Raw genomic sequence first — 25,994 nt, forward strand, 5'->3', positions numbered from 1 at the left:
TGTACCGCAAACCGACACAGGTAGGCGAGGAGAGAATCCTAAGGTGTGCGAGAGAACTCTGGTTAAGGAACTCGGCAAAATGACCCCGTAACTTCGGGAGAAGGGGTGCTTTCTTAACGGAAAGCCGCAGTGAATAGGCCCAAGCGACTGTTTAGCAAAAACACAGCTCTCTGCGAAGCCGTAAGGCGAAGTATAGGGGGTGACACCTGCCCGGTGCTGGAAGGTTAAGGAGAGGGGTTAGCGTAAGCGAAGCTCTGAACTGAAGCCCCAGTAAACGGCGGCCGTAACTATAACGGTCCTAAGGTAGCGAAATTCCTTGTCGGGTAAGTTCCGACCCGCACGAAAGGTGTAACGATTTGGGCACTGTCTCAACCAGAGACTCGGTGAAATTATAGTACCTGTGAAGATGCAGGTTACCCGCGACAGGACGGAAAGACCCCGTGGAGCTTTACTGTAGCCTGATATTGAATTTTGGTACAGTTTGTACAGGATAGGCGGGAGCCATTGAAACCGGAGCGCTAGCTTCGGTGGAGGCGCTGGTGGGATACCGCCCTGACTGTATTGAAATTCTAACCTACGGGTCTTATCGACCCGGGAGACAGTGTCAGGTGGGCAGTTTGACTGGGGCGGTCGCCTCCTAAAGTGTAACGGAGGCGCCCAAAGGTTCCCTCAGAATGGTTGGAAATCATTCGTAGAGTGCAAAGGCATAAGGGAGCTTGACTGCGAGACCTACAAGTCGAGCAGGGACGAAAGTCGGGCTTAGTGATCCGGTGGTCCCGCATGGAAGGGCCTTCGCTCAACGGATAAAAGCTACCCCGGGGATACCAGGCTTTTCTCCCCCAAGAGTCCACATCGACGGGGAGGTTTGGCACCTCGATGTCGGCTCATCGCATCCTGGGGCTGTAGTCGGTCCCAAGGGTTGGGCTGTTCGCCCATTAAAGCGGTACGCGAGCTGGGTTCAGAACGTCGTGAGACAGTTCGGTCCCTATCCGTCGTGGGCGTAGGAAATTTGAGAGGAGCTGTCCTTAGTACGAGAGGACCGGGATGGACGCACCGCTGGTGTACCAGTTGTTCTGCCAAGGGCATAGCTGGGTAGCTATGTGCGGAAGGGATAAGTGCTGAAAGCATCTAAGCATGAAGCCCCCCTCAAGATGAGATTTCCCATAGCGTAAGCTAGTAAGATCCCTGAAAGATGATCAGGTTGATAGGTTCGAGGTGGAAGCATGGTGACATGTGGAGCTGACGAATACTAATAGATCGAGGACTTAACCATATAATATGTAGCAAATGTTATCTAGTTTTGAAGGAATATGCCTTCATAGTTTGGTGATGATGGCAGAGAGGTCACACCCGTTCCCATACCGAACACGGAAGTTAAGCTCTCTAGCGCCGATGGTAGTTGGGACCTTGTCCCTGTGAGAGTAGGACGTCGCCAAGCAACTAAAAACACAAGTCATTTGACTTGTGTTTTTTTTATATTGTTAAAAAGAATGGGAAAGAAGTAATGGAAATACAAACACGTTGCCCAAGAGTTAATCATATTATATAAAAGATGGGTGTATATTTTTCTGTAAATTGTTAAGGATTAGAAGTATAAAATAGGTTCACTTAAATAGGGAGGGAAGATTATGAAATTACAAAGTGAAGTTTGTATTGTTTGTGAGACAAAAAGAAAAGAAGGTATATATGTTTATAATAATTTAATATGCCATGAATGTGAAAAGGATATGGTGAATACAGAGACAGATGATCCGAAATATATATATTATTTAAAGCAGCTTCGAAAATTAGAAGTATCATATTTTTAAATAGGCATATGCCTATTATTTTTTTTGTTCTGTATAATAGATAGAGAATGAATAATAAGGAAGAGATGTAGATGAATCAAAATCGTATGCCTTTATATGAGGCGTTAATAGAGTTTAAAGAAAGAGGGCCGTTATCCTTTCATGTTCCTGGTCATAAGAATGGTTTAAACTTCCCTCAGGAGGCAATAAGAGAGTTTAAAGGTATTCTATCTATTGATGTAACTGAATTAGCAGGACTAGATGATTTGCATAGTCCGTTTGAATGTATAGATGAGGCACAACAATTATTGGCTGAAGTTTATAATACAAAGAGAAGTTATTTTTTAATTAATGGTTCAACAGTCGGGAACTTAGCAATGATTTTGTCTTGTTGCGGGGAACATGATATTGTTCTTGTACAAAGAAATTGTCATAAATCAATTATTAATGGTTTAAAACTTGCGGGAGCAAATCCCATTTTTTTAGATCCATGGATTGATGAAGCTTATAACGTACCAGTGGGAGTTCGTAATGAAATTATTAAGAACGCAATTGGAAAGTATCCAAATGCGAAAGCACTTATTTTAACGCATCCTAATTATTATGGTATGGGGATGGATTTAGAGGCAAGCATCGCTTTTGCACATGCACATAAAATCCCTGTTTTGGTAGATGAGGCACATGGGGCACATCTATGTTTGGGAGAACCATTTCCGAAGTCAGCATTAACATATGGTGCAGATATTGTAGTTCATTCTGCACATAAAACATTACCCGCAATGACAATGGGTTCCTATTTACATATAAATAGTCATTTAGTAGACGAAGATAAGGTTACTACTTATTTAAGTATGCTACAATCTAGTAGTCCATCGTATCCAATTATGGCTTCCTTGGATATAGCACGCTTTACAATGGCGCGTATAAAAGAAGAAGGTCACAGTGAAATTGTTGAGTTTTTACGAAGATTTAAGGAACAATTACGTTCTATTCCCCAAATCGCCATTTTAGAATATCCGTTGCAAGATGAGTTAAAGGTCACCGTACAAACTCGTTGTCAGTTATCAGGGTACGAATTACAGTCTGTATTTGAAAAGGTCGGTATATATACAGAGATGGCTGATCCGTACAATGTCCTATTTATTTTACCCTTACAAGTAAATGAGGGATATATGAAGGTTATAGAGATGATCCGAGTAGCATTGCAACATTATGAGGTGAAAGACAAGAGGGAATCTATTCGTTATACTTATAATGGTGAATTCTCTCTTTTACCGTATACGTATAAACAACTAGACGGATATGAAACAAAGATAGTATCTATAGAAGAGGCTGTTGGAATGATAGCGGCGGAAATGGTGATTCCGTATCCACCTGGAATTCCATTAATTATGTATGGAGAGAGAATTACTTCAGAGCATAAAGAGCAAATTATGTATTTAGAAAGAGCAGGAGCTCGTTTTCAAGGTAATACGAAATATATGAAAGTGTATGATATAGAAAGTAGGTTTTAGGATGAAGGGATTATTTGTAACAATTGAGGGCCCAGAAGGTTCAGGTAAAACAACGTTAATTAAAAGCTTATTGCCATATTTTGAACAAAAAGCACAGAAGGTAATGGCGACAAGGGAACCAGGCGGTATTGCAATTTCTGAGGACATTAGGACGATTTTACATAAACAAGAATATACGATGATGGAAGCACGTACAGAAGCGCTTCTTTATGCTGCTGCGCGCAGACAACATTTAGTAGAAAAAGTTATGCCAGCACTTAATGAGGACTACCTCGTGTTATGTGATCGTTTTATAGATAGCTCTTTAGCATACCAAGGCTATGCAAGAGGATTGGGTATGGATAAGATATTTGAAATAAATCGTTTCGCAACAGAGGACTGTATGCCTAGTTTAACAATTTATCTAGACATTGAGCCTGAGGTTGGTTTGGCTCGGATTGAAAAAGATGCAGGACGTGAAGTAAATCGACTAGATATGGAAGATATCTCTTTCCATAAACGTGTGCGCGAAGGGTATTTACAAGTTGTAGAACGTTTCTCGGATCGTATTGTATTGGTAAATGCTGATCAACCGATGGAAAAACTTATAGAAGAAGTTGTTCAGATTATAGAAGATAAATTGTTATAATAGAAGGAAAGAATGAAATAAGTGAGGTATGCATTATGACGAAGACGTGGGAGCAGCTTTCTGCTATACAACCCATCGGTGTAAAAATGTTGATGAATAGCATTGCAAAAGAGCGTATATCCCACGCTTACTTGTTAGAGGGAGGGAAAGGGACAGGAAAGTTTGCGACAGCAATTCAAATGGCAAAGAGTTTCCTCTGTTCTGAGCGGAATGGAGTAGAGCCCTGCCATGTATGTACAAACTGTAAGCGAATTGATTCAGGTAACCACCCTAACTTACATATTGTAAAACCAGACGGATTATCTATTAAGAAGCAGCAAATTCATGATTTACAAGAAGAGTTTTCCAAAACAGGATTAGAGGCAAATAAAAAAATATATATTATTGAGCACGCAGATCGTATGACAGCAAATGCGGCAAATACACTTTTGAAATTTTTAGAAGAACCAAGTAGTGATACAACTGCTATTTTACTTACTGAACAAAGTCATCAAATTTTAAATACGATTTTATCTCGCTGCCAAGTTGTTACGTTTAGACCGTTACCTACGGAATCTTTAATTAGAAGATTACAGGATGAAGGGATTACAGCATCTTTATCGACACTTGCTGCTCAACTTACAAATAGTTTTGATGAAGCTTTAGCTTTATGTAGTGATGAATGGTTTGCACAAGCACGAGCTTTAGTGATAAAATTATGTGAAGCGCTCGAAAAAGATAAAACCTCTATTTTTTTTGTACAAGAAAAATGGGGAAAACACTTTGGAGAGAAAGAACAATTACAGCAAGGTTTAGATATGTTACTCCTTATTTATAAGGATTTATTATATGTTCAACTTGGAGAAGAAGATCGTCTTGTTTTTCATGAGCAGAAAGAGATGTTTGAATCGTTTTCCTATGCTCAGAAGCGCATTGTATCAGCTCTCTTTAATATATTAGAGGCAAAAAATAGAATCAACGCTAATGTAAATGCGCAGCTTGTGTTCGAACAGTTAGTGTTGCGGTTGCAGGAGGGATGACCGTTTTGTATGATGTAGTAGGTGTTCGCTTTAAGAAGGCCGGAAAGGTATATTACTTTGATCCAAACCAGTTCGATATCTCTGAAAATGAGTTTGTCATTGTAGAAACGGTAAGAGGTATTGAATACGGAAAAGTAGTTATTACCAAAAAACAAGTTGATGAAAACGACGTTGTATTACCGCTAAAAAAGGTTATTCGTATTGCAAATGAAAATGATCGTACCATTGTTGAAGAGAACAAACATGCTGCCAAAGAAGCATATCAAGTCTGTCAACAAAAGGTAGTAGAGCATAATCTTGATATGAAACTTGTAGATGTAGAGTATACATTCGATCGTAATAAGATTATTTTCTATTTTACTGCGGATGGTCGGATCGATTTCCGCGAACTAGTGAAGGACTTAGCCGCAATTTTTAGAACAAGAATTGAACTAAGACAAATTGGTGTTCGTGATGAAGCGAAGATGCTAGGTGGTATTGGTCCATGTGGTCGTATGCTTTGTTGTTCTACTTTTTTAGGGGATTTTGAACCTGTATCCATTAAAATGGCAAAGGATCAAAATTTATCATTAAATCCTGCAAAAATCTCTGGTTTATGTGGTCGCTTAATGTGTTGCTTAAAATATGAGAATGATGAATATGAGGCAGCAAAGGAACAACTTCCTGATTTAGATCAACGTATACAAACCCCGCATGGTACTGGCCGTGTTATCGGATTAAATATTTTAGAAAGATTAATTCAAGTGGAACTAGTAGACAAGGAACGGATAGTAGAATATACGTTAGATGAGTTAGTGAATAAAGGGGTCGTTTCGAGTCAAACCACAGATTAATGAGGTGGGTGCTTGTGGAGAAAAAAGATATTTTTGAATCGGTTTCTAGTATGGAAGAGCAAATTGGACATTTATATAAACAGTTGGGAGAGTTAAAACAGCATCTTGCAGAGTTGTTGGAAGAAAACCAGCATATAAAAATGGAAAATAACAATTTGCGACACCGTTTTGAAGAAGTGCAGAATAAAGAAAAACAAAAAACTCAAAAACGTAAAGAAGTGAAGCCGAAAACAGATATTGGTGAAGGCTATGACAATTTAGCGAGACTATATCAAGAAGGTTTTCATATTTGCAATCTACATTATGGAAGTGTACGTAAAGAGGGAGATTGTTTGTTCTGTCTTTCATTCTTAAATAAAAAGTGAAATTACCTTTCCAATTATAATTGGAAAGGTAATTTTTTATACATGAAATAGGGTAGGTTAAGGGTAAGAAAAGGAGCAGTATATGAATTTATATGAAGATGAACGTTTAGATTACTTATTAGCACAAGACATGAAGATTATACAAAGCCCATCAGTATTTAATTTTTCTTTAGATGCCGTTTTACTTGCAGATTTTGCATGGGTACCAATTCAAAAGGGGAATTTACTTGATTTGTGTACAGGTAACGCGGTTGTTCCCCTTCTATTAAGTACAAGAACAAAAGGAAATATTACTGGTGTGGAAATTCAAGAACGCTTATATGATATGGGAGTAAGAAGTGTTCAATACAATGGGTTGGAAGAAAGAATTCACCTCATACATGGAGATTTGAAAGATATGCCAGAGAAACTTGGACGTCATCAATATGATGTTGTTACATGTAATCCACCATATTTTCAAACACCTCAAACTTCAGAGAAAAATATGAATGAACATTTAGCGATAGCTCGTCATGAAATTATGTGTACATTAGAAGATGTTGTATCTGCAAGTAGTCAGTTAGTAAAACAAGGTGGGAAAGTAGCGTTTGTACATCGTCCAGGGCGATTACTAGACATTGTCACATTAATGCGTAAATATAAAATTGAACCAAAGCGTGTACAATTTGTTTATCCTAAGGTTGGAAAAGAAGCAAATACATTGTTAATTGAAGGAATTAAGGATGGAAATGCAGATTTGAAAATTTTACCGCCTCTCGTTGTATATGAGAACAATAACGAATATACAAAGGAGCTACGTTCAATTTTATATGGAGAAGAATAAGCACTTTTTTTATGTGGTAGAGTGCTCTGATGGAAGTTATTATGCTGGATATACAAACCATATAGAAAAGAGAATTCAGACTCATAATAGCGGCAAAGGGGCTAAGTATACACGCGTCAGGCTTCCTGTCGTTTTAAAATATGTAGAGACCCACGATGATAAGCGTACAGCTATGCAAGCGGAGTATTACTTTAAGCAATTAACGAGAAAACAAAAAGAGGCATATATGCAAAAAGGAGAACGCTATGTGGCAACAAAAAAGCTTTCAACAAAATGAAAAGGGAGTTTTATATTTAGTACCAACTCCTATTGGAAATCTAGAAGATATGACATTTCGTGCAATCCGAATTTTAAAAGAAGTTGATTTAATTGCTGCTGAAGATACGAGACAAACGAAAAAACTTTGTAATTATTTTGAAATTGAAACACCTGTCACGAGTTATCATGAGCACAATAAAGAAGTAAGTGGGAAGAAACTATTAGAGAAATTAGAGGATGGAAAGAATGTAGCACTTGTTAGTGACGCTGGTATGCCGTGTATTTCTGATCCAGGTTACGATATTGTCGTTGAGGCAGTAGCTGAGCAATATCATGTAATTCCGCTTCCTGGAGCAAATGCAGCCCTTACAGCATTAATTGCATCCGGTCTTGAAACAAAGCAGTTTTATTTCTATGGTTTCTTGCAGAGAAACAAAAAGGAACGGAAGATGGAGTTAGAAAAGCTTCGTTATGTACAAACTACAATGATGTTTTATGAAGCACCTCATCGTTTAGATGATACTTTAATTTCGATGCAGGAAGTATTGGGAAATAGAGAGATTGTATTATGTCGAGAGTTAACGAAAAAATTTGAGGAATTTATTCGAGGAACAATCGAAGAAGCAATTGAGTGGACGAAGCAAAATGAAGTACGTGGTGAGTTTTGTATTTTAGTAGCTGGTTCAACAGAAGAACCTGCTCCAGAAGAACAATGGTGGGAATCTTTTTCGGTATATGATCATATTGAATATTATATAAATGAAAAAAGTATGAATTCAAAAGAAGCGATTAAAACAGTCGCTAAAGATCGAGATTTGTCGAAAAGAGATGTATATCAAATCTATCATGTCGATAAAAAATAAGCTTCTCATAATTGAGAAGCTTATTTTGCTGTTTCGATATAATCTTGAAGTTCGTTTAAGATTTGCTCAGCGCCTTCTTTGCTTAAGATGATTTTACCTTCAGCTAAAGAAAGGTTACCGTCAGATACTTCACCAGTTACTTGGCAAGTCATGTTTGGTTTATATTTCTTTAAGATGATTTTTTCGTCATCAACATAGATTTCAAGAGCGTCCTTTTCTGCAATACCTAAAGTACGGCGTAATTCGATTGGAATTACTACACGACCTAATTCATCAACTTTACGAACAATACCAGTAGATTTCATAATTTTTTTCCTCCTAAATAAATAGTTTATAAGTTTCGAGTCTATTTTTAGATTCGTCATTTTTCGACAAAATACCCTATGGACATATGATACCAATCATTTACATTTCCGTCAATTCTTAAATTCTATATTTTTTAAAAAGATTTATAGATTTCTTATTTCTTATATATAATAGATTGAGAGGAAATTCCACAATTATTTATATTATTTTCTGAAAAAATAATAAATTAAAAGTGGATATTGTATATTTTTTTGAAATATGAGCAATAGATGATAAAGATATTGAGCATTAAGACCTAAATTGAAAATTAGGTTGGCGTAAAGAAGATAAGTTAGATTTGGGCTGCTCGTAAAAGCCCAATTAACGTGGGCTAATAATTAGTGGGGAGGAACAAAAACCCTACTGATTAAAGTTTCACTTTATATATGAGTTTTTGATATACTGTTTATAAATACATATGAGGTTATTCGGGAGGTCCAAAACAATGACAGAGGAAAATAAGTCCTTTTATATTACTACCCCAATTTATTATCCAAGTGGAAAATTACACATTGGACATGCTTATACGACAGTAGCAGGAGATGCGATGGCACGATATAAGCGTATGCAAGGTTATAATGTGCATTATTTAACAGGAACTGATGAACATGGACAGAAGATCCAAAAGAAAGCAGAAGAGTTAAATATTACGCCACAGGCATATGTTGATAACATTGTTGCAGGAATTAAAGAGCTTTGGGAGAAGATGAATATTTCTTATGATGATTTTATTCGTACAACTGAAGATCGTCATAAAGATGTTGTCGAAAAAATCTTTAAACAATTAGTAGATCAAGGTGACATTTATCTTGATGAATATGAAGGTTGGTATTCTGTACAAGATGAGACGTTCTATACAGAGCACCAATTAGTAGATCCAATTATGGAAGGCGACAAAGTAGTTGGAGGAAAAAGCCCAGATAGTGGTCATGATGTAGAACTTGTTCGTGAAGAATCTTATTTCTTTAGAATGGGTAAATATGTCGACAGACTATTAAAGTTCTATGAAGATAATCCACATTTCATTCAGCCGGAGTCTCGTAAAAATGAAATGATTAATAATTTTATTAAACCGGGATTAGAAGATTTAGCAGTTTCTCGTACTTCATTTGACTGGGGAGTTCGTGTTCCTGGTAACCCAAAACACGTTATTTACGTATGGGTTGACGCATTATCTAACTATATTACGGCGTTAGGTTATGGAACAGCAAATGAAGAGAAATATAAAAAATTCTGGCCTGCAGATGTGCATTTAGTTGGGAAAGAAATTGTTCGTTTCCATACAATTTATTGGCCGATAATTTTAATGGCATTAGATTTACCTCTTCCGAAGAAAGTCTTTGCTCATGGCTGGATTTTAATGAAAGATGGAAAGATGAGTAAGTCAAAAGGAAACGTAGTAGATCCAGTTACATTAATCGATCGTTACGGATTAGATGCATTACGTTATTACCTACTTCGTGAAGTTCCATTTGGATCTGATGGCGTATTTACACCAGAAGGATTTGTGGAGCGTATTAATTTCGACTTAGCAAATGACTTAGGTAATTTATTAAATCGTACAGTAGCTATGATTGATAAGTACTTTAGCGGAGAAATCCCTGCATTTAAAGCAAATGTGACGGAATTTGATGAAACGTTAGTAGCGTTTGCACAAGATACTTTGAAAAAAGTAGAAGAAGCAATGGAGAATATGGAGTTCTCTGTAGCGTTAGGATCTATTTGGCAACTAGTTAGTCGTACGAATAAATATATTGATGAAACACAACCATGGGTATTAGCAAAAGATGAGAATGATCGTGAAAAGTTAGCCTCTGTAATGGCTCATTTAGCAGAAGTACTTCGTCAAACAGGTATTATGCTTATGCCATTCTTAACAGTAGCACCAAGCAAGATGTTTGCTCAGCTTGGCCTTACTGATGAAGCTCATAAATCTTGGGAAAGTCTATCTACAATTGGCTGCATTCCAGCTGGAACAAAAGTAGAAAAAGGAAACCCAATTTTCCCTCGTTTAGAAATGGAAGTGGAAGTAGAGTACATTAAAGAACAAATGAAAAGCTCTGCTCCTAAAGTAGAAGAGAAAAAAGAAGAAGAACCGAAGGCAGAAGAAATTACAATTGATGATTTCTTTAAAGTAGAATTACGCGTAGCTGAAGTACTATCTGCTGAACCTGTGAAAAAAGCAGACAAGCTGTTAAAAATTCAACTAGACTTAGGTACAGAAAAGCGTCAAGTTGTTTCTGGAATTGCAAAATTCTATTCGCCGGAAGACTTAAAAGGTAAAAAGGTTATTTGTGTAACAAACTTAAAACCTGTAAAATTACGCGGTGAATTATCGCAAGGTATGATTTTAGCGGGTGAAGAGAATGGCGTATTGTCATTAGCATCAATTGACCAAAATCTACCAAATGGTACAAAAATCAAGTAATTAAGACAAGAAAAGAGATGTTTCACGTGTAACATGTGTGAAGCGTCTTTTTTCTTTTTATACTCTCTATTTTTGCATTAAGATTGTAGTATTGTTATCGTTAAGTTATTAAAGAACTTATTTTTGTAGAATAAACTTGATTTCAATATAAAAGGAGTTATGTATTATGTTGTTTGATACACATTCACATTTGAATGCAGAGCAATTCGAAGGAGATTTGCAAGAGGTTATTGCCCGAATGAAAGAAGCGGGAGTTACTTATACAGTTGTTGTTGGTTTTGATGAAGTAACGATAAAAAAGGCGATGGAATTAGCTGAAGCCTATGATTTTATTTACGCTGCGGTTGGGTGGCACCCAGTTGATGCGATCGACATGACAGAAGAACATTTAGCTTGGTTAGAAGAACTTGCTTCTCATCCTAAAGTCGTTGCACTTGGAGAAATGGGCTTAGATTATCACTGGGATAAGTCTCCAAAAGAAATACAGAAAGAAGTATTCCGTAAACAAATTGCATTAGCGAAAAAAGTAAAATTGCCGATTATTATACATAACCGCGATGCGACTCAAGATATTGTTGATATTCTAGAAGAAGAGAATGCAGCTGAAGTAGGAGGCATTATGCATTGCTTTAGCGGCAGTGTAGAGGTAGCAGAGCGATGTGTTGATATGAACTTTTTAATTTCGTTAGGTGGACCAGTTACATTTAAAAACGCTAAGAAGCCGAAAGAGGTTGCTACGGAGATTCCATTAGAGAAATTGTTAATAGAGACGGATTGTCCGTATTTAACACCGCATCCATTTCGAGGGAAACGAAATGAACCGAGTTATGTAAAACTCGTAGCAGAAGAAATTGCGAATTTAAAAGGGATTTCTTATGAGGAAGTAGCAGAAATGACAACTAAAAATGCAAAAGTTTTATTTGGTGTTGAATAAAAAAGAATGGGGAAACCTGTTCTTTTTTATTTTGAGAAAAACTAGTAGAAGTGATGAAGAAAATAAATGTGAATGATGAAGTGTTACAATAAGGACAGAGAACAAAGATTTTTCTATTCTATTTTTTAAAATATAAGAATGGGGAAAATAATAATGGAAAAGTCGTCATTTTTTTGTTTTACTAAGTAGAGACGAAATGAGTGTGGAGGCAAGCATGAAAATAAAAGAGATTATCGTTGTAGAAGGTAAAGATGATACAGTTGCGATTAAGCGTGCTGTTGATGCGGATACAATTGAAACGAACGGTTCAGCAATCGGTGATCATGTTATTGAGCAAGTTAAATTAGCGCAGCAAAAAAGGGGCGTTATTATTTTCACAGATCCGGATTATCCTGGAGAGCGTATTCGAAAAATTATTTCTGACAAGGTTCCTGGCTGTAAGCATGCCTTTTTACCGAAGGAAGAAGCGCTTGCTAAAAGGAAAAAGGGTGTTGGGATCGAACACGCTTCTAATGAGTCGATTCGCCGCGCTCTAGAGAATATACATGAAGAAATGGAAGCTTACACGGGTGAAATTAGTTGGAGTGATTTAGTCGATGCAGGCTTAGTGGGCGGAGAAATGGCAAAGAGCCGCAGAGAAAGAATGGGTAAGCTATTAAAGATTGGTTATACAAATGCAAAACAGTTACATAAACGATTACAGATGTTTCAAGTTTCAAAGGAATCATTTGCAGAAGCTTATAAGCAAGTAATACAGGAGGAAAAAAAATGAAGGATATCGCAACGCCAAATCGTACAAAAGACATTGTTGAAAAGTATGGATTTTCATTCAAAAAAAGTTTAGGACAAAACTTTTTAATTGATACAAATGTATTAAATCGTATTGTCGATCATGCAGAAATTGGTTCAGAAAGTGGTGCAATTGAAATTGGACCAGGTATTGGTGCATTAACAGAGCAATTAGCAAAGCGTGCTAAAAAAGTAGTGGCTTTTGAAATTGATCAAAGACTATTACCAATTTTAGATGAGACGTTAGCGCCATATGGTAACGTTACAGTTATTAATAAAGACGTACTAAAAGCAGATGTACATGAAGTATTTAATGAGCAATTTGAAGAAGGGCAAGATGTAATGGTAGTAGCTAACTTACCATACTATATTACAACGCCAATTTTATTTAAATTGCTTGAAGAAAAGTTACCAGTTCGTGGATTTGTTGTTATGATGCAAAAAGAAGTTGGAGATCGTTTAGCTGCTAAACCTGGAACGAAAGAGTATGGTTCTTTATCGATTGCTATTCAGTATTATACAGAAGTTGAAACAGTTATGACTGTACCGCGTACAGTGTTTGTACCACAGCCAAATGTTGATTCTGCAATTATTCGCCTTCTAAAGCGTCCGAAACCGGTTGTAGAGGTGACAGATGAAACATTCTTCTTTGAAGTAGTACGAGCAAGTTTCGCACAGCGCCGTAAAACTTTGATGAATAATTTATCAAATAATTTAAATGGTTTCCCGAAAGATAAGGAATTATTGGATCGAATTTTAACAGAAGTAGGAATTGATCCAAAGCGAAGAGGCGAAACGCTATCTATTGAAGAGTTTGCAACATTAAGTAATGCATTAGTTCTTCATAAATTATCATAAGAATATGAAAGGGACAGTTCAAGTTGAACTGTCCCTTTTGTCACCTTTCTCTCTTTAAATTCATACTTTAAAAACAGGTAAGATGGCCTAATGAGTTTGGAGGTAGGAGAATGGTTTTACATGTTGGAGAATTAGTGGAACGATATTCTCATAAGAGGGATATTCTTTTTCGTATTATAGAAATAAAAGGCGAGATAGCTATATTGTTTGGAGAGGAAATTAGACTGGTGGCGGATGCGCCACTTGAAGATTTAATTAGTATAGATCAAAGAGAACATAAAAAAAGGGTGAAGCGTGAGAAAGAAACAATGGAGCGCACGTATCGTTTGTTTCAACAAGATTATGTACTGATGAAACAAAGGCATGAACATACTTCAACTGGTGGATACACAAGTGAGGTGAATTATTTTCAAATGCCGGGACGTGTATTGCATATAGATGGAGACCCTTTATATTTGCGCAAGTGCTTAGATTTATATAATAAAATTGGCGTTCCTGTTCAAGGTATTCATTGTAAAGAAACGGAGATGCATGAAAAAGTAGTAGACTTAATAGATCACTTTCGCCCAGACATTCTCGTTATTACAGGGCATGATGCATATACAAAATCAAAAGGAGTGAAGGGAGATTTAGCGGCATATAGGCATTCAAGACATTTTGTACAGGCTGTTCGTGAAGTGCGAAAAAAATATCCATCATTGGATCAACTTGTTATTTTTGCTGGGGCATGTCAATCACATTTTGAGGCACTAATTCGTGCAGGGGCCAATTTCGCTAGTTCACCATCTAGAATTAATATTCATGCACTAGATCCTGTATATGTAGTTGGTAAAATTAGTTTTACTTCATTTATGGAGAGAGTCAATGTATGGGATGTCGTACGTAATACAATTACTGGTGAAAAGGGACTAGGTGGAATTGAAACGAGAGGGATTTTACGAACGGGATTACCTTTTCAACATTACGAAGAGTAAGCAGGATACATATGTATCTTGCTTTTTTGTATGGAAGGATTTAAATGAATTTGGATAAAAAGAGGTAAGAACGTGCAGACTACGTAATGATACTTTTACAATATAGTATTTCTTCTATCTATTCAAACGCAGGATGATATTAGCTGTGAATCGCGGTTAATAATTAGGATAGATATATCGTGCTTTAAGTGTTCAATCTAAATTACAGCGAGGTGTAGCGAAGTATATGTCAAAACGTTTAGATGAAATTAAAAGCGAATTAGATCACCATCTTGGACAGCGACTTATGTTAAAAGCAAATAGTGGAAGAAGAAAAACTGTGGAGCAATCAGGTGTACTAGCAGAAACATACCGTTCCGTTTTTGTTGTACAATTAGATCAACAAGAAGATGCGTTGCAACGTGTATCTTATAGTTATGCAGATGTTTTAACAGAGACAGTAGAGTTAACATTTTATGGAGACCCTCATAATGAGGTCATTTTATAATCCGTATATCATTACATATATTCCCATAAATGAAAAGCTATATTATTTTGCATACTAACTATACCGTAGCAAAATAAGGAGGGACTCTGCATTGAGTAGACGAAGAGGTGTCATGTCAAACCAATTTAAAGAAGAGCTAGCAAAAGAGCTTGGCTTTTATGATGTTGTTCAGAAAGAAGGATGGGGCGGAATTCGTGCGAAAGATGCTGGTAACATGGTGAAACGTGCTATAGAAATTGCAGAACAGCAATTAATGAAACGAAACCAGTAGTTGTAAGATACTTTCTATGCTACGGTAGCCGAGGAGACATTCCTCGGCTTTTTGTACTCTAAAAGGTGCCATCATTTTACATAAGTAGTTTCATTCTGAATGCTTTTCGTTATAATTAGGGAAGTGTCATCGTCTTACTATAAATTTATGGTAAAATAAACGATAAAAGATTGAGTACATAGAGTGGGTGAATAGATTGAAGCTACTAGTGAAAGCACCAGCAAAGATTAATCTGTCGTTAGATGTACTGGGAAAAAGACAAGACGGATATCATGAAGTGAAAATGATTATGACAACCATTGATTTAGCAGATCGTCTAGAACTAACGGAATTAGCAGAAGACCGTATTGAAATTTTATCCCATAATCGGTATGTCCCAGACGACCAACGAAATTTAGCTTATCAGGCAGCGAAATTATTAAAAGAGAAGTTTAATGTAAAAAAAGGTGTATCTATTACTATTGAAAAAACGATTCCAGTAGCAGCTGGATTAGCAGGTGGAAGTAGTGATGCAGCAGCCACATTACGTGGTCTTAATAAATTATGGAATTTAGGGCTTACAATTGATGAGTTAGCAGAGCTTGGCGCAGAAATTGGATCAGATGTATCGTTCTGTGTATACGGAGGCACAGCAATTGCCACTGGAAGAGGAGAGAAAATTGAGCATATAAAGACTCCGCCTTCTTGTTGGGTTATTTTAGCGAAACCACATATAGGTGTATCTACTGCTGATGTGTATGGAAATTTAAAGTTAAATCGAGTTACACATCCGAATGTAGATAAAATGGTTGATGTCATAAATTCTGGTGATTATAAAGGAATTTGTGATACTGTTGGTAACGTTTTAGAAGATGTAACATTTGGAATGCATCCTGAAGTTGCCCGTATTAAATCACAGATGAAGCGATTTGGAGCGGATGCTGTATTAATGAGTGGAAGTGGTCCAACTGTATTTGGACTTGTACACCATGATTCACGAATGCATCGCATTTATAACGGATTAAAAGGATTTTGTGAACAAGTCTATGCGGTACGTTTATTAGGAGAGCGAGAAACGCTTGAATAAAGACGTATAATACGTTATGATTTGTTTAGAATATTCGTGATTTGAGGTGAGAGTATGAAAATTAGAAGAAGTACAAGATTAGTCGATATGACTTATTACTTGCTACAAAACCCTCGTCAGCTAGTATCTCTCACTTTTTTTGCTGAAAGGTATCAATCGGCTAAGTCTTCCATTAGTGAAGATTTAGTTATTATTAAGCAAACGTTTGAACAACAAGGGGTCGGCACATTGCAAACGATACCAGGAGCAGCAGGAGGAGTGAAATATATACCGTATATAAGTGAAGAAGAGGCAGATCTAATTATTGATGAGCTTTGTGGCTTATTTGAAAACCCAGATCGTATTTTGCCTGGCGGTTACTTATACATGACAGATTTATTGAGTAATCCTCGCCATATTAATGGCGCAGGTCGTTTGTTTGCTTCTGTTTTTGCTAAGCAACCAATTGATGCAGTTATGACGGTGGCAACGAAGGGGATTCCACTTGCTTATGCAGTGGCAAATTACTTAGATGTACCAGTTGTAATTGCAAGGAAAGATAATAAGGTAACAGAAGGTCCGACTGTTAGTATTAACTATGTGTCGGGTTCTTCTAAACGAATTCAAACAATGACGTTAGCAAAACGCAGTCTTCCAGAAGGGTCGAATGTTTTAATTATTGATGACTTCATGAAAGCTGGCGGAACAATTCAAGGTATGATGAGTATGTTAGAAGAGTTCAAGGCTAATGTTGTTGGTATTGGTGTATTAGTAGAATCCACAGATATTGAAGAACGACTAATTAATAATTTTGTATCATTAATTCGTCTATCGGAAGTTGATGTGAAAGAAAAAACGATTCAAGTGGAAAAAGGGAATTATTCTCTTGCGCCATTTGATGAAGGGATTGTAGAGGCGGAATAAAAGATAGAGCAGATAGCTCTATCTTTTTTTATTTTATTTATAGATTATAAAATAGATGGACAAACTGCCTTTCGTACACTATTTTTAAAGAGTAAAATAAATAATAAAAGGGTGAAAAGTATGAAAGTTGTTCAAACAAGCAAGGCACCACAAGCAATTGGACCTTATTCACAGGGGATTATTGTAAATAACATGTTCTATAGCTCAGGACAAATTCCATTGACGGCAAATGGGGAGCTTGTAACAGGAGATGTAACAGTACAAACAGAACAAGTATTTCAAAATTTACAAGCGGTATTAGAGGAAGCAGGTGCTTCATTTGATACAGTCGTAAAAACAACAGTATTTTTAAAGGACATGGATGATTTTAATGCTGTGAATGAAGTGTATAGCTCTTATTTCTCTACTCATAAACCAGCTCGATCTTGTGTGCAAGTAGCAAAATTACCGAAAGATGTTTCCGTTGAAATTGAAGTAATCGCCCTAGTTAAGTAACCTTTTGTAAGCGATAACCTCCACTAATCTCTATATTCAACTACTTTAAAAATTTTTATCTTAAAAATTTTTAAAAAATTAAAGGGAAAATAGAAAATTTGTGGAATTTATACAAATATATCGCTTATTTAGAAAAGGGTGGTGAACACAAGATGGAAGTGACTGACGTAAGATTACGCCGCGTAAACACAGAAGGCCGCATGAGAGCAATTGCCTCTATTACTCTAGACCATGAATTTGTTGTTCATGATATTCGTGTAATTGATGGTAATAATGGATTATTTGTAGCAATGCCAAGTAAACGTACTCCAGATGGAGAGTTCCGTGACATTGCACATCCAATTAATTCTGGTACACGCTCTAAAATTCAAGATGCGGTTTTAACAGAGTATCATCGTTTAGGCGAGTTAGAAGAGGTTGAGTTTGAAGAAGCGGGTGCTTCGTAAAATTCGAATGAAAAGGGCTTTTGACAAAAAGCCTTATAATTTTGTAGCAAACTCCTGTAAGCATTTACAGGGGTTTGTTTTTTTTTGCTTTATATTTGGAAACTGCATAATTTATTAACATAAAAAGAAGAAACTACTAATTTTTTCAAAATCATTTTAAATAGTATAGCTTATTTCTTAAAAAAGATACTAAAGAGTAAAACATCTTATAAGAATTATGGTAAAATTTAATAGTTAAAATGTGTTTCTTGAAATATATGATGATTTAGGATAATATCTTTAATGGATAAATAGGTTGCGATGGAGGGTCTATATGTCAAACAGATTTGCAGTGATTCTAGCTGCAGGTAAAGGCACACGTATGAAGTCTAAGCTATACAAAGTGCTGCATCCTGTATGTGGAAAACCTATGGTACAACACGTAGTCGATCAAGTATCTCAATTAGGATTGCAGAAACTTGTAACGGTTGTTGGACATGGTGCTGAAATGGTACAAGAACAGCTAGGGAACGTAAGTGAATTTGCATTACAAGCAGAACAACTTGGTACAGCACATGCTGTAGATCAAGCTGCAAGTGTACTTGCAAATGAAGAAGGAACAACTTTAGTTATTTGTGGTGATACGCCTCTAATAACTGCTGAAACAATGGAAGCATTACTTCAGCAACATAAAGAAGCAGGAGCAATGGCGACGGTGCTAACAGCATACATAGAAGAGCCTGCTGGATATGGCCGTATTGTTCGTAATGAGAATGGTCATGTTGAAAAGATTGTTGAGCATAAAGATGCAAATGAGAAAGAATTAGCTATTAAAGAAATCAATACAGGTACGTATTGTTTTGATAATAAGGCTTTATTTGCTTCACTTTCTAAAGTTTCAAATGATAACGTGCAAGGTGAATATTACCTTCCAGATGTTATTGAGATTTTAAAAAATGAAGGTCATATCGTATCAGCTTATCAAACAGAGCAGTTCGACGAAACGTTAGGTGTTAACGACAGAGTCGCTCTATCGCAAGCGGAAATTATTATGAAAAACCGTATCAACCGAAAGAACATGGTAAACGGTGTTACAATTATTGATCCAAGTAACACTTATATTTCTGCTGATGCAGTTATCGGTAGTGATACAGTTCTTCATCCAGGAACAATTATTGAGGGGAACACTGTAATTGGCTCTGATTGTGAAATTGGACCGCATACAGTAATTCGCGATAGTGAAATTGGAGATCGTACGACAATTCGACAATCTACTGTACATGATAGTAAGCTTGGTACAGAAGTATCGGTTGGTCCATTTGCACATATTCGCCCAGATTCAGTTATTGGAGACGAAGTACGCGTTGGAAACTTCGTGGAAATCAAAAAAACTGTCTTTGGTAATAGAAGTAAAGCTTCACACTTGAGTTATATCGGGGATGCACAAGTTGGAGAAGACGTGAATCTTGGTTGTGGTTCAATTACGGTGAACTATGACGGTAAGAATAAATTCAAAACTGTGATTGGTAATGGGGTATTTATTGGATGTAATTCAAACCTTGTTGCTCCAGTAACAGTTGAAGATGGTGCTTATGTGGCAGCAGGCTCTACAATTACAGAGAATGTTCCATCAAAAGCATTATCGGTAGCACGTGCACGTCAAGTTAACAAAGAAGACTATGTTGATCAATTGCTGAATAAGAAAAAATCATAATGTGGAGGGTTAATCTAGATGTCGACTCAATATCTAAATTCTAATTTGAAAGTATTCTCTTTAAACTCTAATAAGGAACTTGCTGAGCAGATTGCAAAGCATATTGGAGTAGGGCTAGGAAAATGTTCTGTTGATCGTTTTAGTGATGGAGAAGTTCAAATTAACATTGAAGAAAGTATCCGTGGTTGCGATGTATTCATTATTCAATCTACAAGCTTCCCAGTAAACGAACATATCATGGAATTACTTATTATGATTGATGCATTAAAACGTGCATCTGCGAAAACAATTAATATTGTTATTCCTTACTATGGTTATGCGCGTCAAGACCGTAAAGCGCGTTCTCGTGAACCAATTACATCGAAACTTGTAGCAAACTTGCTTGAAACAGCAGGTGCAACTCGTGTAATCACTCTAGATTTACATGCTCCACAAATTCAAGGATTCTTTGATATCCCAATCGACCACTTAATGGGTGTACCGATTCTTTCAGATTACTTTGAAACAAAAGGTCTTAAAGATATCGTAATCGTGTCTCCTGACCATGGTGGTGTAACTCGTGCAAGAAAAATGGCAGATCGTCTAAAAGCGCCAATCGCTATTATTGATAAGCGTCGTCCTCGCCCGAACGTATCAGAGGTAATGAACATTATCGGTAATATTGAAGGTAAAACAGCGATTTTAATTGATGACATCATTGATACAGCTGGTACAATTACATTAGCAGCAAACGCTCTTGTTGAGAACGGTGCTTCTGAAGTATATGCTTGCTGTACACACCCAGTATTATCTGGTCCAGCAATTGAGCGTATTCAAAATTCAAATATTAAAGAGTTAGTTGTAACGAACTCTATCGTATTACCAGAAGAGAAGAAAATCGACAAAGTACATGAACTTTCAGTTGCTCCATTAATCGGAGAAGCAATCATTCGTGTATACGAAGAAGAATCTGTGAGTGTATTATTCAATTAATTGGATAGAATGAGACGTAACCAAAATTGGTTACGTCTTTTCGTATCGAAAAAAGAAAGTAGTGGTACAAGAATGAAATTGATAGTAGGACTTGGGAACCCAGGTAGAGAATATGAATTAACAAGGCATAATATTGGATTTATGGCCATTGATGAACTTGCGAAGCGTTGGAACATTTCTTTGAATGAACAAAAATTTAAAGGTGTATTTGGTGCAGGGTTTGTTAATGGAGAAAAGGTAATCTTATTAAAGCCGCTAACATACATGAACTTATCTGGGGAAAGTATTCGTCCACTCATGGATTATTATAAAATTGATGTTGAGGACTTCGTTGTTATGTACGACGATTTGGACATTCCTGTAGGTAAATTGCGTCTTCGCATGAAAGGTAGTGCTGGTGGACATAATGGTGTAAAGTCAACGATTTCGCACCTAGGAACACAAGAATTTCAACGTATCCGTATGGGAATCGATCGCCCGAAAAATGGAATGAAGGTAGTCGATTATGTATTAGGACGCTTTACATCTGAAGAGATTCCGGATGTTAACCATTCTATTGAAAAAGCAGCGGATGCATGTGAAGAGTGGCTAAATAAGCCTTTTCTCCAAATCATGAATACTTTCAATAGTTAAAAATGAGATTGGGAATATTTCTCTTTTGTTTTACCCATACTAGTAGTAATTGAATTTTTAGGAGGCTAGTATGGAAGGGTATTATTATTGCAGACACTGCGGAGGTAATGTAGGCTCCATTAACGCAGAAAAAGTATATAGCGACGTTTTATTTCAACTAACAGAGCAAGAAGTAGTAGAAATGATTCATTTTCATGAGAATGGAAATATATATATAAAAACGATTTGTGAATCGTGTCAAGAAACGCTCGCATCTTATCCTGAGTATTATGAGTATGAAAAATTTCTGCAATAAAATGTTGTCGCTTTGGCATGTCCAAAGCATTTTTCTGTTTTCCTTTTCCAAAATATTTGCATAAAATAGAATGACTTGCTCTTTATGTTGAGAGGAGTTTTAAAAATGATAGGTTTATTAGAGCAATTTTATAAAAATGAAGAGATACAATCGGTTATTAATGGATTAGAAGATGGGTTAAAAGAACAACTTATATCAGGGATGGCAACGTCTTCTCGTTCGTTATTAATGGCGGCTTTATATAAAAAAACAAAAAAATCACAATTAATCGTGACACATAACTTATACCAAGCACAAAAAGTACATGAAGATTTAGTGGCGTTACTTGGTGAAAAAGATGTGTGGCTATATCCAGTGAATGAACTGATAGCATCGGAAATTGGGGTTGCAAGTCCAGAATTGAAGGCGCAACGTATAGAAGTGTTAAATCGCTTGGCTGCGGGAGAGAATGGAATCATTGTAGCGCCAGTGGCAGGATTGCGTAGATTTTTACCAATAAAAGAATTGTGGAAGCAAAAGCAAGTTGAAATCAATCTAGGGCAAGAGATTGATTTAGATGCGCTCTTGCATACTTTACATCATATTGGCTATGAACGTAAGTCGATGGTAGAAGCTCCAGGGGAGTTCAGTTTGCGTGGGGGAATATTAGATATTTATCCTTTAACTGAAGAACTACCATTTCGTATTGAATTCTTTGATACAGAAGTCGATTCTATTCGATTATTTGATGTGGATGAACAGCGTTCTCAAGGTAAAAAAGAAAGCGTTAGGTTTGGTCCGGCAACAGAGTTTTTATTTTCACAGGAAGAATTAAAATCAGGAATTCAGCATCTTGAAGAAGGTTTAACTAAGACGATGCAAAAACTTTCTGATGATAAACTAAAGACTACAGTGCTTGAGACGGTAAGTCATGAAATTGAGATGTTGAAAAACGGGCAAAGTATAGAACAGATGTTTAAATACTTATCTATTTTCTATAAAGAACCTGCTAGTCTGATAGATTATTTACCAGAAGACGGTGTTGTAATTTTAGACGAGATTTCCCGTATTCAAGAAACAGCATCGCATCTTGAAACAGAAGAGGCGGAATGGTATATATCACTTCTTGGTGAAGGAACAATTATTCAAGATTTATCTTTCTCTCACCCATTCGAGGGGTTTCTTCATCATAAAAAAAGAAGTTTTGTATATTTAACGTTATTCTTGCGTCATATCGCACACACACATCCGCAAAATATTGTTAATGTAACATGTAAAACAATGCAAGATTTCCATGGACAGATGAATTTGTTAAAAACAGAAATTGATAGATGGAATGAAGGGCATTTTACGACTGTTGTACTTGGAACAGATGATGAACGTGTGAAAAAATTACAACATATTTTAAGTGATTATGATATTGAGGCAGATATTGTAGAAGGTACAGATATCTTATTGCCTGGAAGGTTACAAATTGCTGTAGGTGATTTACATGCAGGATTTGAAATGCCGATGCAAAAGCTTGTTGTCATTACTGAAAAGGAGCTTTTTCATAAGAAAGTTAAAAAATCACAACGTAAACAAAAGTTATCGAATGCTGAACGTATTAAAAGTTATTCGGAATTAAAAGTTGGAGATTATGTAGTTCACGTAAATCATGGTATAGGTAAATTTTTAGGTATTGAGACATTAGAGATTAATGGTGTTCACAAAGATTATTTAAATATTAAATATCAAGGTAATGATAAGCTATACGTTCCAATTGAACAAATTGATCAAGTCCAAAAATATGTAGGATCTGAAGGTAAGGATCCGAAAGTTTATAAATTAGGCGGTAATGATTGGAAAAAGGTTAAAACGAAAGTTGAAAAATCTGTACAAGACATTGCGGATGACCTAATTAAACTATATGCTGAGCGCGAAGCTTCAAAAGGCTATGCATATACGCCAGATACGGCAGAACAACAAGAGTTCGAATCCTCTTTCCCATATCAAGAGACAGAGGATCAGTTACGTTCTATTGACGAGATTAAAAAAGATATGGAACGCGGACGCCCGATGGATAGGCTCCTTTGTGGTGACGTAGGGTATGGAAAGACTGAAGTGGCTATTCGTGCGGCATTTAAAGCAATTATGGATGAAAAACAAGTTGCAATTTTAGTACCGACAACGATTCTTGCGCAGCAACACTATGAAACAATTCGAGAGCGTTTTCAAGATTATCCGATCAATATAGGCTTATTAAGTAGATTCCGTACGAGAAAACAACAAAATGAAACAATTAAGGGCTTAAAGGATGGAACAGTAGATATCGTAATCGGAACACATCGTATTTTATCTAAAGATGTTACGTATAAAGATTTAGGGCTTCTTATCATTGATGAAGAACAAAGATTTGGTGTAACACATAAAGAAAAAATTAAACAATTGAAGGCAAATGTTGACGTATTAACATTAACGGCAACTCCGATTCCGCGGACGCTTCATATGTCTATGCTTGGTGTGCGCGACTTATCTGTTATTGAGACACCACCAGAAAATCGTTTCCCAGTCCAAACGTATGTAGTCGAGTATAATCCAGCGTTAATGCGAGAGGCAATAGAGCGAGAGCTTGCAAGAGGTGGTCAAGTTTACTTCCTATATAACCGTGTAGAGGATATTGAAAGAAAAGCAGATGAAATTTCGATGTTAGTTCCAGATGCCCGCGTAACGTACGCACATGGGAAAATGAACGAAAGCGAATTAGAGTCTGTTATGCTATCATTTTTAGAAGGACAGCATGATGTTCTTGTAAGTACAACAATTATTGAGACGGGTGTAGATATTCCGAATGTAAATACGTTAATTGTATTTGATGCAGATCGTATGGGATTATCACAGTTGTATCAGCTTCGTGGGCGTGTTGGACGTTCTAATCGTGTTGCGTATGCATACTTTGCATATAAACGTGACAAAGTGCTGTCAGAGGTTGCAGAGAAGCGTCTACAAGCAATTAAAGAGTTCACGGAACTTGGATCTGGTTTCAAAATTGCGATGAGAGATTTATCTATTCGTGGAGCAGGTAATTTGTTAGGGGCAGAACAGCATGGATTTATTGATTCTGTCGGATTTGATCTATATTCGCAAATGTTAAAAGATGCAATTGAACAGCGTAGAGGAACAGATGGGGCTGAAAATATAGTTAATGTTGAAATTGACTTAGAGGTAGATGCATATTTACCAGATGCTTATATTTCAGATAGTAAGCAAAAAATTATGATGTATAAACAATTTAGAGGTGTTTCTGCAATTGAGGATATTGAAGAATTGCAGGAAGAAATGATCGATAGATTTGGCGATTATCCACAAGAAGTTGGTTATTTATTACAAATTGCAAATATTAAAGTGTTGGCAATGAAAGAACAAATTGAATTAATTAAGCAGAATAAATTTGAAGTAACATTCCTATTTTCTGAACAAGCAAGTCAAAATATTGATGGTGGAAAATTATTCATGCTCGGAAATAGTTTTGGACGTATGATCGGTTTAGGAATGGAAGGATCACAATTGAAAATTGTTATGAAAACAAATGACTTAGAGACATCGAAGTGGTTAACAATTGCTGAAAATTTATTAAAAGGCTTACCAGATGTAAAAAAAGAAGTAATAAATGCCTAAAATAAGATAAAAAAATACAATTCGACGTGCATAGAAGAACTAATGTGTAAAATACTATGTCTAACAGTTGGTGATTTTTACATGAACAGGTAAATTCACCACTTTGATCATCAGTAGAAAGTGAGGCAGCATTAGAATGAAAGCAACTGGAATCGTACGTCGAATTGATGATTTAGGCAGGGTAGTAATCCCGAAGGAAATTCGTAGAACTTTACGTATTCGAGAAGGAGACCCACTAGAAATATTTGTTGATCGCGATGGAGAGGTAATTTTAAAGAAATATTCTCCAATTAGTGAGCTAGGTGATTTTGCAAAAGAATATGCTGATGCTTTATATGACAGCTTAGGACATAATGTGCTTGTGTGTGATCGAGATTCTATCATCGCAGTATCAGGCGTATCGAAAAAAGAATACTTAAATAAAAGTGTTGGCGATCTAATTGAAAAAACGATGGAAGAACGAAAGTCTGTTATTATGACGGATGAAAGTGATATTTCCATTATTGATGGTGTAACAGAAAAGGTTCATTCTTATACAGTTGGACCGATTGTTGCAAACGGAGATCCGATTGGAGCCGTCATTATTTTTTCAAAAGAAGCCATTATAAGCGAGATCGAGCATAAAGCGGTTAATACTGCTGCCAGTTTCTTAGCGAAACAAATGGAACAGTAAGGGTAT

The 25,994-nt window shown here is 36.4% G+C and carries 27 protein-coding genes and 2 rRNA genes (1 of these 29 cut by a window edge); 28 read left to right on the forward strand and 1 reads right to left on the reverse strand.

The window, feature by feature from the left end; genetic code table 11:
* The 11 genes from BC_RS00165 to rsmI form a co-directional block, all read left to right on the forward strand.
* Positions 1–1,273 (forward strand): 23S ribosomal RNA (locus tag BC_RS00165); it begins 1,649 nt to the left of the window's first position.
* 49 nt (positions 1,274–1,322) lie between these two features.
* Positions 1,323–1,438 (forward strand): 5S ribosomal RNA (rrf, locus tag BC_RS00170).
* Between the two features lie 190 nt (positions 1,439–1,628).
* The gene (locus BC_RS00175) at positions 1,629–1,808 is read left to right on the forward strand and encodes a sigma factor G inhibitor Gin (protein ID WP_000776278.1); all 180 of its coding nucleotides are present in this window, start codon (positions 1,629–1,631) and stop codon (positions 1,806–1,808) included.
* 71 nt (positions 1,809–1,879) lie between these two features.
* Positions 1,880–3,301: an aminotransferase class I/II-fold pyridoxal phosphate-dependent enzyme gene (locus BC_RS00180; protein ID WP_001075300.1), complete on the forward strand. Its 1,422-nt coding sequence runs from the start codon at positions 1,880–1,882 to the stop codon at positions 3,299–3,301.
* Between the two features lies 1 nt (position 3,302).
* Positions 3,303–3,929 (forward strand): dTMP kinase, encoded by a 627-nt coding sequence (gene tmk / locus BC_RS00185; RefSeq protein WP_000677216.1) that lies wholly within the window; start codon positions 3,303–3,305, stop codon positions 3,927–3,929.
* Positions 3,930–3,964: 35 nt separating this feature from the next.
* Positions 3,965–4,948, forward strand: a complete 984-nt coding sequence (gene holB / locus BC_RS00190) for a DNA polymerase III subunit delta' (RefSeq protein WP_000169561.1) — start codon at positions 3,965–3,967, stop codon at positions 4,946–4,948.
* Positions 4,949–4,953: 5 nt separating this feature from the next.
* The gene (locus BC_RS00195; protein WP_000272429.1) at positions 4,954–5,781 is read left to right on the forward strand and encodes a PSP1 domain-containing protein; all 828 of its coding nucleotides are present in this window, start codon (positions 4,954–4,956) and stop codon (positions 5,779–5,781) included.
* A 14-nt stretch (positions 5,782–5,795) separates the two neighbouring features.
* The gene (gene yabA, locus BC_RS00200) at positions 5,796–6,146 is read left to right on the forward strand and encodes a DNA replication initiation control protein YabA (protein ID WP_000412063.1); all 351 of its coding nucleotides are present in this window, start codon (positions 5,796–5,798) and stop codon (positions 6,144–6,146) included.
* An 82-nt stretch (positions 6,147–6,228) separates the two neighbouring features.
* A complete protein-coding gene (locus tag BC_RS00205; RefSeq protein ID WP_001055366.1) occupies positions 6,229–6,969 on the forward strand; it encodes a tRNA1(Val) (adenine(37)-N6)-methyltransferase in 741 nt (246 codons plus the stop codon).
* Positions 6,956–7,246, forward strand: a complete 291-nt coding sequence (locus tag BC_RS00210; RefSeq protein WP_000414350.1) for a GIY-YIG nuclease family protein — start codon at positions 6,956–6,958, stop codon at positions 7,244–7,246. Before BC_RS00205 ends, BC_RS00210 begins: the two co-directional genes overlap by 14 nt.
* A complete protein-coding gene (gene rsmI, locus BC_RS00215) occupies positions 7,215–8,090 on the forward strand; it encodes a 16S rRNA (cytidine(1402)-2'-O)-methyltransferase (protein WP_000267819.1) in 876 nt (291 codons plus the stop codon). Before BC_RS00210 ends, rsmI begins: the two co-directional genes overlap by 32 nt.
* A 20-nt stretch (positions 8,091–8,110) precedes the next feature.
* Here rsmI and BC_RS00220 read toward each other — a convergent pair whose 3' ends face one another.
* On the reverse strand, positions 8,111–8,395 hold the full coding sequence (locus BC_RS00220) for an AbrB/MazE/SpoVT family DNA-binding domain-containing protein (protein WP_000843036.1): 285 nt from the start codon (positions 8,393–8,395) through the stop codon (positions 8,111–8,113).
* Positions 8,396–8,880: 485 nt separating this feature from the next.
* Between BC_RS00220 and metG the strand changes: the two genes are divergently transcribed.
* The 17 genes from metG to spoVT all read left to right on the forward strand — a co-directional run bounded on the left by metG (position 8,881) and on the right by spoVT (position 25,988).
* Positions 8,881–10,863, forward strand: coding sequence for a methionine--tRNA ligase (gene metG / locus BC_RS00225; RefSeq protein WP_000134141.1), 1,983 nt, complete (start codon positions 8,881–8,883; stop codon positions 10,861–10,863).
* A gap of 166 nt (positions 10,864–11,029) precedes the next feature.
* Entirely contained in the window at positions 11,030–11,797 is a 768-nt protein-coding gene (locus BC_RS00230) for a TatD family hydrolase (RefSeq protein WP_000895851.1), read from the forward strand.
* Between the two features lie 214 nt (positions 11,798–12,011).
* On the forward strand, positions 12,012–12,569 hold the full coding sequence (gene rnmV, locus BC_RS00235; RefSeq protein ID WP_000692834.1) for a ribonuclease M5: 558 nt from the start codon (positions 12,012–12,014) through the stop codon (positions 12,567–12,569).
* Positions 12,566–13,444 (forward strand): 16S rRNA (adenine(1518)-N(6)/adenine(1519)-N(6))-dimethyltransferase RsmA, encoded by an 879-nt coding sequence (rsmA, locus tag BC_RS00240; protein ID WP_000651548.1) that lies wholly within the window; start codon positions 12,566–12,568, stop codon positions 13,442–13,444. The genes rnmV and rsmA overlap by 4 nt, the downstream gene beginning before the upstream one ends.
* Positions 13,445–13,554: 110 nt before the next feature.
* Positions 13,555–14,418: a sporulation peptidase YabG gene (gene yabG / locus BC_RS00245; protein ID WP_000242868.1), complete on the forward strand. Its 864-nt coding sequence runs from the start codon at positions 13,555–13,557 to the stop codon at positions 14,416–14,418.
* A gap of 226 nt (positions 14,419–14,644) precedes the next feature.
* Positions 14,645–14,905, forward strand: coding sequence for a biofilm formation stimulator Veg (veg, locus tag BC_RS00250; protein ID WP_000044347.1), 261 nt, complete (start codon positions 14,645–14,647; stop codon positions 14,903–14,905).
* A 91-nt stretch (positions 14,906–14,996) separates the two neighbouring features.
* On the forward strand, positions 14,997–15,176 hold the full coding sequence (sspF, locus tag BC_RS00255; RefSeq protein ID WP_002094215.1) for an acid-soluble spore protein SspF: 180 nt from the start codon (positions 14,997–14,999) through the stop codon (positions 15,174–15,176).
* 196 nt (positions 15,177–15,372) lie between these two features.
* Positions 15,373–16,242: a 4-(cytidine 5'-diphospho)-2-C-methyl-D-erythritol kinase gene (gene ispE / locus BC_RS00260; RefSeq protein WP_000772104.1), complete on the forward strand. Its 870-nt coding sequence runs from the start codon at positions 15,373–15,375 to the stop codon at positions 16,240–16,242.
* 54 nt (positions 16,243–16,296) lie between these two features.
* Positions 16,297–17,145 carry a pur operon repressor gene (gene purR, locus BC_RS00265; RefSeq protein ID WP_000702464.1) on the forward strand — a complete coding sequence of 283 codons (849 nt, stop codon included), beginning with the start codon at positions 16,297–16,299 and terminating at the stop codon, positions 17,143–17,145.
* Between the two features lie 120 nt (positions 17,146–17,265).
* Complete coding sequence (locus BC_RS00270) at positions 17,266–17,640, forward strand: RidA family protein (RefSeq protein ID WP_000869815.1); 375 nt, start codon at positions 17,266–17,268, stop codon at positions 17,638–17,640.
* Between the two features lie 152 nt (positions 17,641–17,792).
* Complete coding sequence (gene spoVG, locus BC_RS00275; protein ID WP_000454041.1) at positions 17,793–18,086, forward strand: septation regulator SpoVG; 294 nt, start codon at positions 17,793–17,795, stop codon at positions 18,084–18,086.
* Between the two features lie 313 nt (positions 18,087–18,399).
* Positions 18,400–19,779: a bifunctional UDP-N-acetylglucosamine diphosphorylase/glucosamine-1-phosphate N-acetyltransferase GlmU gene (gene glmU / locus BC_RS00280; protein WP_000071041.1), complete on the forward strand. Its 1,380-nt coding sequence runs from the start codon at positions 18,400–18,402 to the stop codon at positions 19,777–19,779.
* Positions 19,780–19,797: 18 nt separating this feature from the next.
* On the forward strand, positions 19,798–20,751 hold the full coding sequence (locus BC_RS00285) for a ribose-phosphate diphosphokinase (protein ID WP_000107420.1): 954 nt from the start codon (positions 19,798–19,800) through the stop codon (positions 20,749–20,751).
* A 72-nt stretch (positions 20,752–20,823) separates the two neighbouring features.
* Entirely contained in the window at positions 20,824–21,384 is a 561-nt protein-coding gene (pth, locus tag BC_RS00290; protein ID WP_000767702.1) for an aminoacyl-tRNA hydrolase, read from the forward strand.
* Between the two features lie 70 nt (positions 21,385–21,454).
* Complete coding sequence (locus tag BC_RS00295; protein ID WP_000399438.1) at positions 21,455–21,679, forward strand: anti-sigma-F factor Fin family protein; 225 nt, start codon at positions 21,455–21,457, stop codon at positions 21,677–21,679.
* A gap of 105 nt (positions 21,680–21,784) precedes the next feature.
* Positions 21,785–25,315, forward strand: coding sequence for a transcription-repair coupling factor (gene mfd, locus BC_RS00300; RefSeq protein ID WP_000579687.1), 3,531 nt, complete (start codon positions 21,785–21,787; stop codon positions 25,313–25,315).
* Positions 25,316–25,451: 136 nt separating this feature from the next.
* Positions 25,452–25,988 (forward strand): stage V sporulation protein T, encoded by a 537-nt coding sequence (spoVT, locus tag BC_RS00305; protein ID WP_000648302.1) that lies wholly within the window; start codon positions 25,452–25,454, stop codon positions 25,986–25,988.
* Positions 25,989–25,994 lie beyond the last annotated feature (6 nt).

This window comes from Bacillus cereus ATCC 14579, assembly GCF_000007825.1.
Taxonomy (GTDB): Bacteria; Bacillota; Bacilli; order Bacillales; family Bacillaceae_G; genus Bacillus_A; species Bacillus_A cereus.